Annotated in this window: 13 protein-coding genes; 10 read left to right on the forward strand and 3 right to left on the reverse strand. The window is 66.8% G+C overall.

The genetic code is table 11. The annotated features are described in order from the left end of the window. Nucleotides 1–50 precede the first annotated feature (50 nt). The 3 genes from ACWPN3_RS13700 to ACWPN3_RS13710 all read left to right on the forward strand — a co-directional run bounded on the left by ACWPN3_RS13700 (nucleotide 51) and on the right by ACWPN3_RS13710 (nucleotide 2,490). Nucleotides 51–656, forward strand: coding sequence for a hemerythrin domain-containing protein (locus ACWPN3_RS13700; RefSeq protein WP_109449024.1), 606 nt, complete (start codon nucleotides 51–53; stop codon nucleotides 654–656). Nucleotides 657–756: 100 nt separating this feature from the next. Further along, nucleotides 757–1,929 carry a zinc-dependent alcohol dehydrogenase gene (locus ACWPN3_RS13705; protein WP_492239540.1) on the forward strand — a complete coding sequence of 391 codons (1,173 nt, stop codon included), beginning with the start codon at nucleotides 757–759 and terminating at the stop codon, nucleotides 1,927–1,929. Between the two features lie 9 nt (nucleotides 1,930–1,938). Further along, nucleotides 1,939–2,490 carry a cyclase dehydrase gene (locus ACWPN3_RS13710; protein WP_492239539.1) on the forward strand — a complete coding sequence of 184 codons (552 nt, stop codon included), beginning with the start codon at nucleotides 1,939–1,941 and terminating at the stop codon, nucleotides 2,488–2,490. Between the two features lie 87 nt (nucleotides 2,491–2,577). On the opposite strand, the gene ACWPN3_RS13715 is transcribed toward ACWPN3_RS13710, so the two are convergent. Beyond that, a complete protein-coding gene (locus tag ACWPN3_RS13715; protein WP_492261486.1) occupies nucleotides 2,578–3,843 on the reverse strand; it encodes an MFS transporter in 1,266 nt (421 codons plus the stop codon). A gap of 225 nt (nucleotides 3,844–4,068) precedes the next feature. Between ACWPN3_RS13715 and cyoA the strand changes: the two genes are divergently transcribed. The 7 genes from cyoA to ACWPN3_RS13750 all read left to right on the forward strand — a co-directional run bounded on the left by cyoA (nucleotide 4,069) and on the right by ACWPN3_RS13750 (nucleotide 10,994). Continuing rightward, on the forward strand, nucleotides 4,069–5,178 hold the full coding sequence (gene cyoA, locus ACWPN3_RS13720) for a ubiquinol oxidase subunit II (protein ID WP_247873126.1): 1,110 nt from the start codon (nucleotides 4,069–4,071) through the stop codon (nucleotides 5,176–5,178). A 14-nt stretch (nucleotides 5,179–5,192) separates the two neighbouring features. Then, on the forward strand, nucleotides 5,193–7,190 hold the full coding sequence (gene cyoB / locus ACWPN3_RS13725) for a cytochrome o ubiquinol oxidase subunit I (protein ID WP_492239537.1): 1,998 nt from the start codon (nucleotides 5,193–5,195) through the stop codon (nucleotides 7,188–7,190). Between the two features lie 3 nt (nucleotides 7,191–7,193). Next, complete coding sequence (gene cyoC / locus ACWPN3_RS13730) at nucleotides 7,194–7,853, forward strand: cytochrome o ubiquinol oxidase subunit III (RefSeq protein WP_492239536.1); 660 nt, start codon at nucleotides 7,194–7,196, stop codon at nucleotides 7,851–7,853. Then, entirely contained in the window at nucleotides 7,850–8,272 is a 423-nt protein-coding gene (gene cyoD / locus ACWPN3_RS13735; RefSeq protein WP_109049436.1) for a cytochrome o ubiquinol oxidase subunit IV, read from the forward strand. The genes cyoC and cyoD overlap by 4 nt, the downstream gene beginning before the upstream one ends. A gap of 38 nt (nucleotides 8,273–8,310) precedes the next feature. Further along, complete coding sequence (locus tag ACWPN3_RS13740; RefSeq protein WP_247873127.1) at nucleotides 8,311–9,042, forward strand: SURF1 family protein; 732 nt, start codon at nucleotides 8,311–8,313, stop codon at nucleotides 9,040–9,042. Nucleotides 9,043–9,175: 133 nt separating this feature from the next. Next, nucleotides 9,176–10,453: an ATP-binding protein gene (locus tag ACWPN3_RS13745; protein WP_247873128.1), complete on the forward strand. Its 1,278-nt coding sequence runs from the start codon at nucleotides 9,176–9,178 to the stop codon at nucleotides 10,451–10,453. Further along, on the forward strand, nucleotides 10,440–10,994 hold the full coding sequence (locus ACWPN3_RS13750; protein ID WP_109449040.1) for a response regulator transcription factor: 555 nt from the start codon (nucleotides 10,440–10,442) through the stop codon (nucleotides 10,992–10,994). The genes ACWPN3_RS13745 and ACWPN3_RS13750 overlap by 14 nt, the downstream gene beginning before the upstream one ends. Before the next feature lie 21 nt (nucleotides 10,995–11,015). Here ACWPN3_RS13750 and thiD read toward each other — a convergent pair whose 3' ends face one another. After that, the gene (gene thiD / locus ACWPN3_RS13755; RefSeq protein ID WP_492239535.1) at nucleotides 11,016–11,831 is read right to left on the reverse strand and encodes a bifunctional hydroxymethylpyrimidine kinase/phosphomethylpyrimidine kinase; all 816 of its coding nucleotides are present in this window, start codon (nucleotides 11,829–11,831) and stop codon (nucleotides 11,016–11,018) included. Next, nucleotides 11,828–13,201: a phosphoglucosamine mutase gene (gene glmM, locus ACWPN3_RS13760; protein WP_492239534.1), complete on the reverse strand. Its 1,374-nt coding sequence runs from the start codon at nucleotides 13,199–13,201 to the stop codon at nucleotides 11,828–11,830. Before glmM ends, thiD begins: the two co-directional genes overlap by 4 nt. Nucleotides 13,202–13,315: the final 114 nt, after the last annotated feature.

Here is a 13,315-nt window from a genome sequence, read left to right on the forward strand (position 1 = left end):
CGCGCCTGTTGGTGGGCGAGATGACCCAACCGGCAGGAAGGAGTCCCGTCATGGCACGTTACTCAGGATCGGATTACCCGCATCGCGACGGCACGGGCTGGCTGTCGCCGCGCGGGCTGGCGATGATGGCCGGCGGCGCGGCGCTGGCCCTGGTGGCGAGCCGGCTGCTGCCGCCGGTGGTGGCGCAGCTGGCCGGCACCGCCCGCCATGCCGCCGGGCGCGACGGCATCGACGCGCTGATCGACGACCATCGCCACATCCAGGCCCTGCTGGTCGAGATCGTGCAGACCCCCATCGACGCGCCGGGCCGCCGCACCCAGCTGCTGCTGCGGCTGAAGCGCCGGCTTGCCGCCCATGCCATGGCGGAGGAGGACGTCGTCTATCCGCTGCTGCACGAGGAGGCCCGCAAGGAGGAGGACGCCAAGCATCTCTACGGCGAGCATGCCGAGATGAAGATGCACCTCTTCACGCTGGAGCAGACGCCGAAGGACGACCCGCGCTGGCTCGCCGTGGCGCTCGACCTGAAGCGCATCGTCGACGGCCACATCCGGCAGGAGGAGGAGATCGACTTCCCCGCCCTGCGCAGCAGCCTGGACGACGGGCAGACCGCCATCATGTCCGGCAATGTCGCGCGCGAAAAGGCACTGATCCTTTGACGCTCCCCTGAAGGCCAGGGGCCTTCCGGGGGCGGAACGCTCCGTCGGAAGGCCCTGTTGCCCTGGCTACCAACGAGGTGGCCGAAAAGGGAAGACTTCGATGAGAGCACTGGTCTGGCACGGCGCCAACGACATCCGCTGCGACACGGTTCCCGATCCGGAGATCGAGCATCCGCGCGACGCCATCGTCAAGGTGACGACCTGCGCCATCTGCGGCTCCGACCTTCACCTGCACGACAATGTCATGCCGGGCATGGAGAAGGGCGACATCGTCGGCCATGAATTCATGGGCGAGGTGATGGAGGTGGGATCCGAGGCCAAGAGCGCTTTGAAGGTCGGCGAGCGGGTGGTGGTTCCCTTCACCATCTGGTGCGGCGAGTGCGACCAGTGCCGCCGAGGCAACTATTCGGTCTGCGAGCGCTCCAACCGCAACAAGGCGCTGGCCGACAAGGTCTTCGGCCACACCACCGCCGGGCTGTTCGGCTACACCCACCTGACCGGCGGCTATGCCGGCGGGCAGGCCGAATATGTGCGGGTGCCGATGGCCGACCGCACCCACATCAAGATCCCCGGCGGGCTGACCGACGAACAGGTGCTGTTCCTGGGCGACATCTTCCCCACCGGCTGGCAGGCCGCCGCCCAGTGCGACATCCAGCCGACCGACACCGTGGCGATCTGGGGCTGCGGCCCGGTCGGGCAGATGACGATCCGCAGCGCCATCCTGCTCGGCGCCCGCCAAGTGATCGCCATCGATTGCGTGCCGGAACGGCTGGCGATGGCCAAGGCCGGCGGCGCCATCACCATCGATTTCCAAGAGGAAAGCGTCGTCGAGCGGCTGAACGAGCTGACCGGCGGCAAGGGTCCGGAGAAATGCATCGACGCCGTCGGCATGGAGGCGCACGCCACCGCCACGCTCGATTCGATGTATGACCGGGCCAAGCAGGCGCTGATGCTGGAATCGGACCGCGCCCATGTGCTGCGCGAGATGATCTATGTCTGCCGCCCCGCCGGCACCCTGTCGATCCCCGGCGTCTATGGCGGGCTGGTCGACAAGATGCCCTTCGGCATGGCGATGAACAAGGGACTGACCTGGCGCATGGGCCAGACCCACGTCAACCGCTGGACCGACGACCTGCTGAACCGCATCCAGGAAGGGCAGATCGACCCGTCCTTCGTCATCACCCACACCGTTCCGCTCGACCAGGGCCCCGAGATGTACAAGACCTTCCGCGACAAGCGGGACGGCTGCATCAAGGTGGTCCTCAAGCCCTGAGGTGACATCATGGCTCTTTACGACCGCTCCTCGGCCGGAGACAACCTCGCCCGCGGGCTGGGATGGTTCAGCATCGGCCTCGGCGTCGCCGAACTGATGGCCGGCCGCAGCATCGCCCGCTGGATGGGGATGGAGGACAAGACCAACCTGATCCGCGCCTATGGCGTGCGGGAGATCACCGCCGGCGTCGGCCTGCTGGCGCTCGGCGATCCCAAGCCCTGGATCTGGAGCCGCATCGCCGGCGACGCCGTCGACATGGCGACGCTGGCGGCGGGGATGGAGAACAATCCGCGCGCCAGCAACGCCCGCATCGCCTTCGGCGCGGTGATGGCGGCGACGGCGCTCGACGTGGTCTGCGTCCAGAAGCTGCACCGGGAGGAGGCCTATTACCGCAGCCTGCCGGTGCCGGACTACAGCGGCCGCAGCGGCTTCCCCCGCCCAGTCTCCGCCATGCGCGGTGCCGCCAGCGACGCCCCCATCGGCGAGGATATGCGGACGCCGAGGATCCTGCGGTTCCAAAGCGCCACGGGGCCGGCGCACAGCCAATCCGCCCAGGGCTGACCGAAGCTTCCGACTCTCAAAACGAAGACCGCCCGCCGCAGGACTGCGGCGGGCGGTCTTTCCGTCGTCAGGACAACAGGGTCGCGGTCAGGACGACAGCGTCTTGTTGATCTTCAGGGCCACCAGCGTGCAGACCGCACCGGACAGCAGATAGAGGCCGGACGCGATCAGCCCGAAATGGCTGGACAGGAACAGGGCGACGAAGGGCGCGAAGCCGGCGCCGAACAGCCAGGCCAGATCGGAGGTCATCGCCGACCCGGTATAGCGGTATTGCTGGCTGAAGCCCGACGCCACCGACCCCGACGACTGGCCGAAGGACAGGCCGAGGATGACGAAGCCCAGCACCATGAACACCAGTTCGCCCACCTTGCCGCCGTCGAGCAGCATCGGGGCGAAGCCGCTGAACACCGCGATCGCCGCCGCACAGGTGCCGAGCAGCGTGCGCCGCCCGACCCGGTCGGCGATGTAGCCCGAGGCGACGATGGCCGCGACGCCGAAGGCGGCGGCGATCACCTCGATCACCAGGAAGACGCCGGTCTCCTGGTTGGCGTTCAGGAAGATCCAGGACAGCGGGAAGACGGTGACCATGTGGAACAGGGCGAAGCTCGCCAGCGGGGCGAAGGCGCCGATCACCACGCGCTTGCCTTCGACCTGCAGAGTCTCCACCACCGGGGCCGGCTGCAACTCACGGTTCACGAACAGACGCTCGAACTCCGGCGTCTGGACCAGCCGCAGGCGGGAGAACAGGGCCACCACATTGATGGCGAAGGCGACGAAGAAGGGATAGCGCCAGCCCCAGGCGAAGAAATCCTCCGCCGACAGGCTGTTGACCATGTAAGCGAACAGGCCGCTCGCCACGATCAGGCCGATGGGCGCGCCCAGCTGCGGGATCATGGCATACCAGCCGCGCTTGTTCTCCGGCGCGTTCATCGCCAGAAGCGAGGCCAGGCCGTCCCAGGTGCCGCCCAGCGCGACACCCTGCCCGATGCGGGACAGCGCCAGCAGCCATGCGGCGGCGACGCCGATCGACTCGTAGCCCGGCAGGAAGGCCAGCGCCACGGTGGAGATGCCCAGCAGGAACAGGGCGATGGTCAGCTTGGCGCTGCGCCCGTAATTCTCGTCGATGGCCATGAAGATGAAGGTGCCGATCGGTCGCGCGACGAAGGCCAGCGCGAAGATGGCAAAGGACCAAAGCGTCCCGGTCAGCGGATCGACATAGGGGAACACCAGCTTCGGGAAGACGATCACGGAAGCGATGGCATAAACGAAAAAGTCGAAAAACTCGGAGGTTCGGCCGATGATCACGCCGATGGCAATCTCTCCGGGATTGATCCCGTGATGCCGCGCGTTCACCAGCCTCCCGTCCCGTTCTACGGCCGCAATCGATGAAGTCATCATGTCGGCTCCGGCTGCGTAATTTCGCTTGCGATGATCCGCAGATCATACAATATGTCACCGCAACAGTCGGTGATCTGTCAAGCGCGCAGGAGTGAGGCATTGGACAAATTGTCCAATGTCAGGGCTAGGCTATTGCGGCTAGCTCTCTGCCCAAAGCAAACCTTTGATACAGGTCCTGCCTTGAGCCGTTATCGCGCAATCGCCCTGCTGCCAGTGATGGCGGCGTTGAGTGGCTGCAACCTGGTCGTGCTGAACCCGGCCGGCGACGTTGCAAGCCAGCAGGGTGACCTTGTGGTCATCTCAACCCTGCTGATGCTCCTGATCATCGTCCCGGTCATGGCGCTTACCGTGCTGTTCGCCTGGCGTTACCGTCAGTCGAATAACACAGCCCGCTACGAACCGGACTGGGACCATTCGACGCAGCTGGAACTGGTGATCTGGGCCGCCCCGCTGCTGATCATCATCTGCCTCGGTGCCATCACCTGGGTGACCACCCACAAGCTCGATCCCTACCGCCCGCTCGACCGCATCGCGGCGGACAAGCCCGTTCCGGCCGGCGCCAAGCCGCTGGACGTGCAGGTGGTGGCGCTCGACTGGAAATGGCTGTTCGTCTATCCGGAATACGGCATCGCGTCCGTGAACGAGATGGCGGCCCCGGTCGACCGGCAGATCCGCTTCAGCCTCACCGCCTCGACGGTGATGAACTCGTTCTACGTTCCGGCGCTGGCCGGCATGATCTACACCATGCCGGGCATGGAGACGAAGCTCCACGCCGTGATCAACGAGCCGGGGACCTACAAGGGTTTCTCGTCCAACTACAGCGGTGCGGGCTTCTCGCACATGCGCTTCGCCTTCCTCGGCCTGTCGAACCAGGATTTCGACGGCTGGGTGTCCAAGGTGAAGACGGCCGGCGGCTCGCTCGACCGCAACGCCTACCTGGCGCTGGAAAAGCCGAGCGAGGCGGTTCCGGTCCAGCATTTCGGCACCGTCGATCCGAAGCTGTTCAACGCCGTCGTGAACATGTGCGTCCGTCCCGGCACCATGTGCATGAGCGACATGGCCGCCATCGACCGTGCGGGCGGGCTGAACGCCGGCGGCAAGGCCGCTGCCGACGCCATCCTGCGGGCCAACACGCTGGCCGGCTTCCCGGACACGCAGGCGACCGGCCTGTGCACCGTCGCCGAGGCCGTTGAAGCCGCCGCAAATTCGGGCGCCGTGCAGCGCCCCACCGTCACGCCGATCAGCGCGTCCGCCTCCCCGGCCGGGCCGCAGCGGCTGGCCAATCCCTGATTGGGCACACCGGCATGCTTGAGACACTGACGACCTTCCTCTTCGGGCGCCTCAGCCTGGAGTCCTTCCCCTATCACGAGCCCATCGTCGTCGCGACCTTCTTCGCGGTGCTGCTCGGCGGCATCGCGCTGGTCGCCGCCCTCAGCTATTTCAAGCTGTGGGGCTATCTGTGGAAAGAGTGGTTCACCACCGTCGACCACAAGCGCATCGGCATCATGTACATGATCCTGGGCCTGATCATGCTGCTGCGCGGCTTCGCCGACGCCATCATGATGCGCGCCCAGCAGGCCATCGCCTTCAACGGCAGCGAGGGCTACCTCAACTCGCACCACTTCGATCAGGTCTTCACCGCCCACGGTGTGATCATGATCTTCTTCGTCGCGATGCCCTTCGTGACGGGGCTGATGAACTATGTCGTGCCGCTGCAGATCGGCGCGCGTGACGTGTCCTTCCCGTTCCTGAACAATTTCAGCTTCTGGATGACCGTCGGCGGCGCCGTGCTGATCATGGCCTCGCTGTTCATCGGCGAGTTCGCGCGCACCGGCTGGCTGGCCTATCCGCCTTTGTCGGGGCTGGAGGCCAGCCCGGACGTCGGCGTCGACTATTACATCTGGGCCTTGCAGGTGGCGGGCGTCGGAACGACGCTGTCGGGCATCAACCTGATCTGCACGATCGTGAAGATGCGCGCGCCCGGCATGACCATGATGAAGATGCCGGTCTTCACCTGGACCTCGCTCTGCACCAACGTCCTGATCGTCGCCTCCTTCCCGATCCTGACCGCCGTCCTGGTCCTGCTGTCGCTGGACCGCTATGCCGGCACGCACTTCTTCACGAACGACATGGGCGGCAACCCCATGATGTACGTGAACCTGATCTGGATCTGGGGCCATCCGGAAGTCTACATCCTGATCCTGCCGTGCTTCGGCATCTTCTCGGAAGTGACCTCCACCTTCACCGGCAAGAAGCTGTTCGGCTACACCTCGATGGTCTACGCGACCGTCGTCATCACCATCCTGTCCTACCTGGTGTGGCTGCACCACTTCTTCACCATGGGTTCGGGCGCCAGCGTGAACTCCTTCTTCGGCATCACGACGATGATCATCTCGATCCCGACGGGTGCGAAGATCTTCAACTGGCTGTTCACCATGTACCGCGGCCGGATCCGGTTCGAGCTGCCGATGATGTGGACCATCGCCTTCATGCTGACCTTCGTGCTCGGCGGCATGACCGGCGTTCTGCTGGCGGTCCCGCCGGCCGACTTCGTCCTGCACAACAGCCTGTTCCTGATCGCCCACTTCCACAACGTCATCATCGGCGGCGTGCTGTTCGGCCTGTTCGCCGGCATCTACTACTGGTGGCCGAAGGCCTTCGGTTTCCGCCTCGACCCGTTCTGGGGCAAGATGTCCTTCTGGTTCTGGGTCATCGGCTTCTACTTCGCCTTCATGCCGCTCTACGTCCTGGGCCTGATGGGCGTCACCCGCCGCCTGCGCGTGTTCGAGGATCCGTCGCTGCAGATCTGGTTCCAGATCGCCGCCTTCGGCGCCGTCCTGATCGCGCTCGGCATCGGCTCCTTCCTGATCCAGATCGCCGTCAGCATCCTGAAGCGCAAGCAGCTGGTCGACGTCACCGGCGACCCGTGGGAAGGCCGCACCCTGGAATGGGCGACCTCCTCGCCGCCGCCGGACTACAACTTCGCCTTCACGCCGGTCATCCATGACAACGATGCCTGGTGGGACATGAAGAAGCGCGGCTATGCCCGTCCGCTGGAGGGCTTCCGCCCGATCCACATGCCGAGCAACACCGGCACCGGCATCATCCTGGCCGGCCTCAGCACGGCTCTCGGCTTCGCCCTGATCTGGCACATCTGGTGGCTGGCGGCGCTGAGCTTCATCGGCCTGCTGGCGGTCGCCATCAACCATACCTTCAACTACAACCGCGACTTCCACATCCCCGTGGATGAGGTGGTGGCGACCGAGAGCGAGCGGACCCGTCTGCTCTCCGGACAGGTGTAAAGCATGACGACGACCGTTGATGCCATGCATGGCGGCCACGCGGGGCACGACACCCCGCGCGGCGCCACCCCGCCCGTCTTTTATGTGACGGACGACCATGCCCACGAGGGAGCCAGCACCGCGCTCGGCTTCTGGATCTACCTGATGAGCGACTGTCTCATCTTCGCGGTGCTGTTCGCGACCTACGGCGTGCTGGGCACCAGCTACGCCGCCGGCCCGACACCGAAGGAGCTGTTCGACCTGAAGCTGGTGGCGCTGAACACATCCATGCTTCTGTTCTCGTCCATCACCTACGGCTTCGCCATGCTGGCGATGGAGAAGGGCCGCACCGCCCAGACCCAGGGCTGGCTGGCGATCACGCTGCTGTTCGGCCTCGCCTTCCTGGGCATCGAGCTGTACGAGTTCGCGCACATGATCCATGAGGGCGCCGGCCCGTGGCGCAGCGCCTTCCTGTCGTCCTTCTTCACGCTGGTCGGCACCCACGGCCTGCACGTCACCTTCGGCAGCGTGTGGCTGGTGACGCTGATGGTCCAGGTCGCCCGCCGCGGCCTGATCCCGGCCAACCGCCGGCGCCTGATGTGCCTCAGCATGTTCTGGCACTTCCTGGACGTCATCTGGATCGGTGTGTTCACCTTCGTCTATCTGATGGGAGCGCTGCGATGAGCACCCACGCGCACAGCGACCACCACGCCGATCACGGACACGGCAGCCATGGGGCACACGGCGGCCATGGCCATGACGATCACGGCCACCCGGCGGGCGCCCACGGCACCTTCGGCAGCTATATGATCGGCTTCGTCCTGTCGGTGATCCTGACGGTCATCCCGTTCTGGCTGGTGATGAACGGCACGCTGGACAACACGACCACCACGGTCGTGATCCTGGCTCTGGCCGTCGTCCAGATCATCGTCCACATGGTTTATTTCCTGCACATGAACGGCCGCGTCGAAGGCGGCTGGTCGATGCTGGCGATGATCTTCACGATCATCGTCGTGGTCATCATGTTCGCCGGTTCGCTTTGGGTGATGTACCACCTGAACACCAACATGATGCCCGGCCACGACATGAGCAAGATGCCGTGACCGGACTGCCGTCCGCGCCCCCTGCGGGCGGTTCTTCGGTGAAGAGGGCCCGCCCGGCTTGGGCGCTGGCCCTCTTCGGCCTTCTGGCGCTCGCCGGCATCGCCGGCCTGACCGCGCTCGGCATCTGGCAGCTCGAACGCCGGGTGTGGAAGCTCGACCTGATCGAGCGGGTGGACGCCCGCATCCATGCCTCCCCCGTCCCGGCTCCGGGGCCGGAGGCGTGGGCGTCTGTCACCGCCGCCTCGGACGAATACCGCCGGGTCGCCGTCACCGGGCGGTTCCTGAACGACCGCGAGACGCTGGTGCAGGCGGTCAGCGACCTCGGCGGCGGTTTCTGGGTGATGACGCCGCTGGTCACCGACCGCGGCTTCACCGTTCTGGTCAACCGCGGCTTCGTGCCGCCGGACAAGCGCGATCCCGCGACCCGCGCCGACGGGCAACCGCAAGGCGAAGTCACCGTCGCCGGCCTGCTGCGCCTGACCGAGCCGAAGGGCGGCTTCCTGCGCAGCAACGACCCGGCCGCCGGCCGCTGGTATTCCCGCGACGTGGCCGCCATCGCCGCCGCGACGGGGCTGGAGCAGGCCGCGCCCTACTTCATCGACGCCGACAACACCCGCAATCCCGGCGGCTGGCCGGTCGGCGGGTTGACGGTGGTCAGCTTCCCCAACAGCCATCTCGGCTACGCGCTGACCTGGTTCGCGCTGGACCTGATGCTGATCGGCGCCGTCCTGTTCGTGCTCCGCAGCGAGATGCGGCGCCGGCGGGCCTGAAGGAAGACACTCAGCGGAAAACAGGCAGCGGAAAACAGGCGTCCTAAAACTCCACCTAAAACTCCCCGCCCGCCGGTAACTCTCTATATAAGTCGGTGGGCTGATGAACCGGGTGAGGAACAGGACGTCTTTCGTGCGCGACACCACCGACCGCAAAAACCTGTTCCTGCTCGTCCAGCTGCGTTGGCTTGCCGTCGTCGGGCAGATCGTGACGATCCTGATCGTCCATGCGCAGATGGGCATCCGCCTGCCGCTGCTGCCGATGGCGGCGGTGATCTTCGTCCTGATCGCGCTGAACATCGCCAGCCTGATCCAGATCCGCCGCAGTTCCAACGTCTCCAACACCCAGCTGTTCCTGGAGCTGCTGATCGACGTCTGGGCGCTGACCTTGCAGCTCTATCTCAGCGGCGGCGCGTCCAACCCCTTCATCTCGCTGTATCTTCTCCAGGTGGCTTTGGGGGCGGTGCTGCTGGAGGCGTGGTCGGCCTGGGCGTTGGTGCTGGTGGCGACCGCCGGCTTCACCTGGCTGATCGGCACCCACCAGCCGCTGCCGCTGCCGCCCGCCTATGAGGGCGAGCTGTTCAGCCTGCACATCCAGGGCATGTTCATCTGCTTCGTGCTGGCGGCGAGCCTGCTGGTCCCCTTCCTCACCCAGATCAACCGCAACCTGCGCGCCCGCGACGCCTTTCTGGCCGAGCTGCGCCAGCGCTCGATGGAAGAGGCGCACATCGTCCGCATGGGGTTGCTGGCGTCGGGTGCGGCGCATGAGCTGGGGACGCCGCTCGCCACCCTGTCGGTGATCCTCAACGACTGGCGCCGCATGCCGGCGCTGGCCTCCGACCCCGATCTGGCCGACGAGATGGCGGAGATGCAGAACCAGATCGACCGCTGCAAGACCATCGTGTCCGGCATCCTAATGTCGTCGGGCGAGGCGCGCGGCGAGGGCACGGTGCGCACGACGGTCAAGGGCTTCCTCGACGGGCTGGTCGAGGACTGGCTGTCCAGCCGGTCGCCCAAGCGCTTCGACTATGACAACACGGTCGGCCCGCAGGAACGGATGATCGCCGACCTCGCCCTGAAGCAGGTGCTGTTCAACGTGCTGGACAATGCGCTGGAAGCCTCGCCGGGCTGGATCGGCGTCGCGGCGCTGCGGCAGGGCGACAATCTGGTGGTGGCGGTCAACGATGCCGGCCAAGGCTTCGACCCCGCCATCCTGGAGGAGCTGGGCAAGCCCTACCGCTCCACCAAGAAGCGGCCGGGCAGCGGGCTCGGCCTGTTCCTGGTGATGAATGTGCTGCGCAAGCTGGGCGGGACGGTGTCGGCCAAGAACCGGCCGGGCGGCGGCGCCACCGTGACGCTGACCCTGCCGCTGTCCGCCCTGTCGCCGGGAGGCTCCGATGGAGACGACTGAGTTGGAGGAGGAGATCCTCCGCACCCTGCTGATCGTCGAGGACGATGCGTCCTTCGCCAAGGCGCTGCGCCGGTCCTTCGAGCGCCGCGGCTATGAGGTCCATGCCTGCGCCGGGCTGGAGGAGATGCGGGAGCTGTTGCAGACGCTGGACCCCGACTATGCCGTGGTCGACCTGAAGCTCGCCACCGGATCGGGGCTGGAATGCGTGAAGGAGCTGCACGAGGCGGACGAGGAGACCCGCATCGTCGTGCTGACCGGCTTCGCCAGCATCGCCACGGCGGTGGAGGCGATCAAGCTGGGCGCCTGCCATTATCTGGCGAAGCCGTCCAACACCGACGACATCGAGGCGGCCTTCGACCGCACCGAGGGCGACACCTCCATCGCGCCCACCGTCCGCACCACCTCGATCAAGAATCTGGAGTGGGAGCGCATCCACGAGACGCTGGTGGAGACGAACTTCAACATCTCCGAGACCGCGCGGCGGCTCGGCATGCACCGCCGCACCCTGGCGCGCAAGCTGGAGAAGAAGCGGGTGCCGTGATCCGGGCACCCGCTCCGTTCCCTACGAGAACTCCCGCACCGTGTGCAGGTGGTTGAGCGGGCCGTGGCCGTGGCCCAGACCGGGTGCCGTCAGGATCGCCGTCTCGACATAGCGCCGCGCGCGGGCAACCGCGTCGCGGGTGTTCAGGCCCTGGGCCAGTCCGGCGGCGATGGCAGAGGACAGGGTGCAGCCGGTGCCATGGGTGTGGGGGGTGTGCACCCGCTTGCCCTGGAAGACCGTCTCGCCCTCCTCGGTCAGCAGCAGGTCGTAGAGGGTGTCGTCCTCCAGATGGCCGCCCTTCAGCAGCACCGATTTCGGGCCGAAGCTGAGCAGCAGCTCGGCGGCGCGGCGCATGTCGTCGAGGTCGCGGATCGGCAGGTCGGTCAGCGCCTCGGCCTCCGGCAGGTTGGGCGTCACCACCTCGGCCAGCGGCAGCAGGCGCCGACGCAAAGTCAGTACCGCGTCGGGGTCGAGCAGGTGATGGCCGCTCTTGGCGATCATCACCGGATCGAGCACCAGCGGCACATTGACCGCGCGCGCCTCATACTCCGCCGCCACCGCCTCGATGACGGGGGCGTTGGCGAGCATGCCGATCTTCACCGCGTCGGCGCCGATATCCTCCAGCACCAGCTTCATCTGCAAGGCGACGAAAGCCGGATCGACCGGCACCACGCCATAGACGCCGGTGGTGTTCTGCGCCGTCAGGGCGGCGATGGCGGTCATGGCGTAGGCGCCGAGCGCGCTGACCGCCTTGATGTCGGCCTGGATGCCGGCACCGCCGCCGGAGTCGGACCCGGCGACGATCAGCACGCGGCCGTTGACGGTGCTGCCGCTCATTGCGCAGCCTCCAGGCTGCGGGCGGCGCTCGCCTGGATGGTGCCGGCGATGTCGGCGACCACGCTTTCGACCAGCGCCGCATCGTCGCCCTCCGCCATCACGCGGATGAGCGGCTCGGTGCCGGACTTGCGGATCAAGAGGCGGCCGCTCGACGCCAGCCGCGCCTCGCCCTCCTTGATCGCCTGCTGGACGACGGCGTCCTCCAGCGGCTTGGTCCCGGCGGTGAAGCGGACGTTGGTCAGCTTCTGCGGGACGGGATCGAACACGCGGCAGACCTCGCTCGCCGAGCGGCCGTCGGCCTGGATCAGCACCGCCAGCACCTGCAAGGCGGCGATCAGCCCGTCGCCGGTGGTCGAATAGTCGGACAGCACGACATGGCCCGACTGCTCGCCGCCGACATTGTAGCCGCGCTCGCGCATCATCTCGACGACGTAGCGGTCGCCGACCGGCGTGCGGGCCAGATGCAGGCCGAGCCCGCCGAGATGGCGCTCCATGCCCAGGTTGGACATCACGGTGGCGACGACGCCGCCGCCGCGCAGCGTCTGCGAGCGCGCCCAGGAGGTGGCGATCAGGGTCATCAGCTGGTCGCCGTCGATCGGGCGCCCGGCCTCGTCCACCATGATCAGGCGGTCGGCATCACCGTCCAGCGCCACGCCCAAATGGGCGCCATGGGCGACCACCTGCTCCTGCAGGGTCTGGGTGGATGTTGCGCCGCAGCCCTTGTTGATGTTGGTGCCGTCGGGGCTGACGCCGACCGGGATCACGTCGGCCCCCAGCTCGTACAGCACCTTGGGCGCCACCTTGTAGGCGGCACCGTTGGCGCAATCGACGACGATCTTCAGACCGTCCAGCCGCAGGCCGCGCGGGAAGGTGTTCTTCACATATTCGATGTAGCGGCCGGTGGCGTCCTCCATCCGGCTGGCGCGGCCGAGATCGGCGGGCCGGGCGAGGTCGGGGGCGAAGGGCAGCGCCATGCGCGCCTCGATGGCGGCCTCCACCTCGTCCGACAGCTTGTAGCCGTCGGGGCCGAACAGCTTGATGCCGTTGTCCTGATAGGGGTTGTGCGAGGCGGAGATCACGACGCCCATGTCGGCGCGGAGCGAGCGGGTCAGCATGGCGACCGCCGGGGTCGGCAGCGGACCGACCAGCACCACGTCCATCCCCATGGAGATGAAGCCGGCGGTCAGCGCCGGTTCCAGCAGATAGCCGGACAGCCGGGTGTCCTTGCCGATCACCACCCGGTGGCGGTGGTCGCCGCGGCGGAACTGCAACGCGGTCGCCATCGCCACGCGCAGGGCCGTTTCGGCGGTCATCGGGTCGATGTTGGCGGTGCCACGGATGCCGTCGGTGCCGAACAGGTGTCGCGTCATGAAAGCCTCGTGCAGAAACGGTATCCAGGCCCCGCATGTCGGGGCGCGGACCCGGATGTACAAGCGAAGGATGTTTCTTCGCGCGGCAGCCGGGCCGGGTCAAGGCCCCATCGG

Source organism: Azospirillum sp. UENF 111221 (genome assembly GCF_058780625.1).

Bases quoted from the DNA above. Each gene is read 5' to 3' on its own strand.
- ACWPN3_RS13750 (WP_109449040.1), top strand. From the start codon at position 10,440: ATGGAGACGACTGAGTTGGAGGAGGAGATCCTCCGCACCCTGCTGATC.
- ACWPN3_RS13700 (WP_109449024.1), top strand. From the start codon at position 51: ATGGCACGTTACTCAGGATCGGATTACCCGCATCGCGACGGCACGGGC.
- ACWPN3_RS13710 (WP_492239539.1), top strand. From the start codon at position 1,939: ATGGCTCTTTACGACCGCTCCTCGGCCGGAGACAACCTCGCCCGCGGG.
- thiD (WP_492239535.1), bottom strand. From the start codon at position 11,831: ATGAGCGGCAGCACCGTCAACGGCCGCGTGCTGATCGTCGCCGGGTCC.
- cyoC (WP_492239536.1), top strand. From the start codon at position 7,194: ATGACGACGACCGTTGATGCCATGCATGGCGGCCACGCGGGGCACGAC.
- cyoB (WP_492239537.1), top strand. From the start codon at position 5,193: ATGCTTGAGACACTGACGACCTTCCTCTTCGGGCGCCTCAGCCTGGAG.
- cyoD (WP_109049436.1), top strand. From the start codon at position 7,850: ATGAGCACCCACGCGCACAGCGACCACCACGCCGATCACGGACACGGC.
- ACWPN3_RS13705 (WP_492239540.1), top strand. From the start codon at position 757: ATGAGAGCACTGGTCTGGCACGGCGCCAACGACATCCGCTGCGACACG.
- glmM (WP_492239534.1), bottom strand. From the start codon at position 13,201: ATGACGCGACACCTGTTCGGCACCGACGGCATCCGTGGCACCGCCAAC.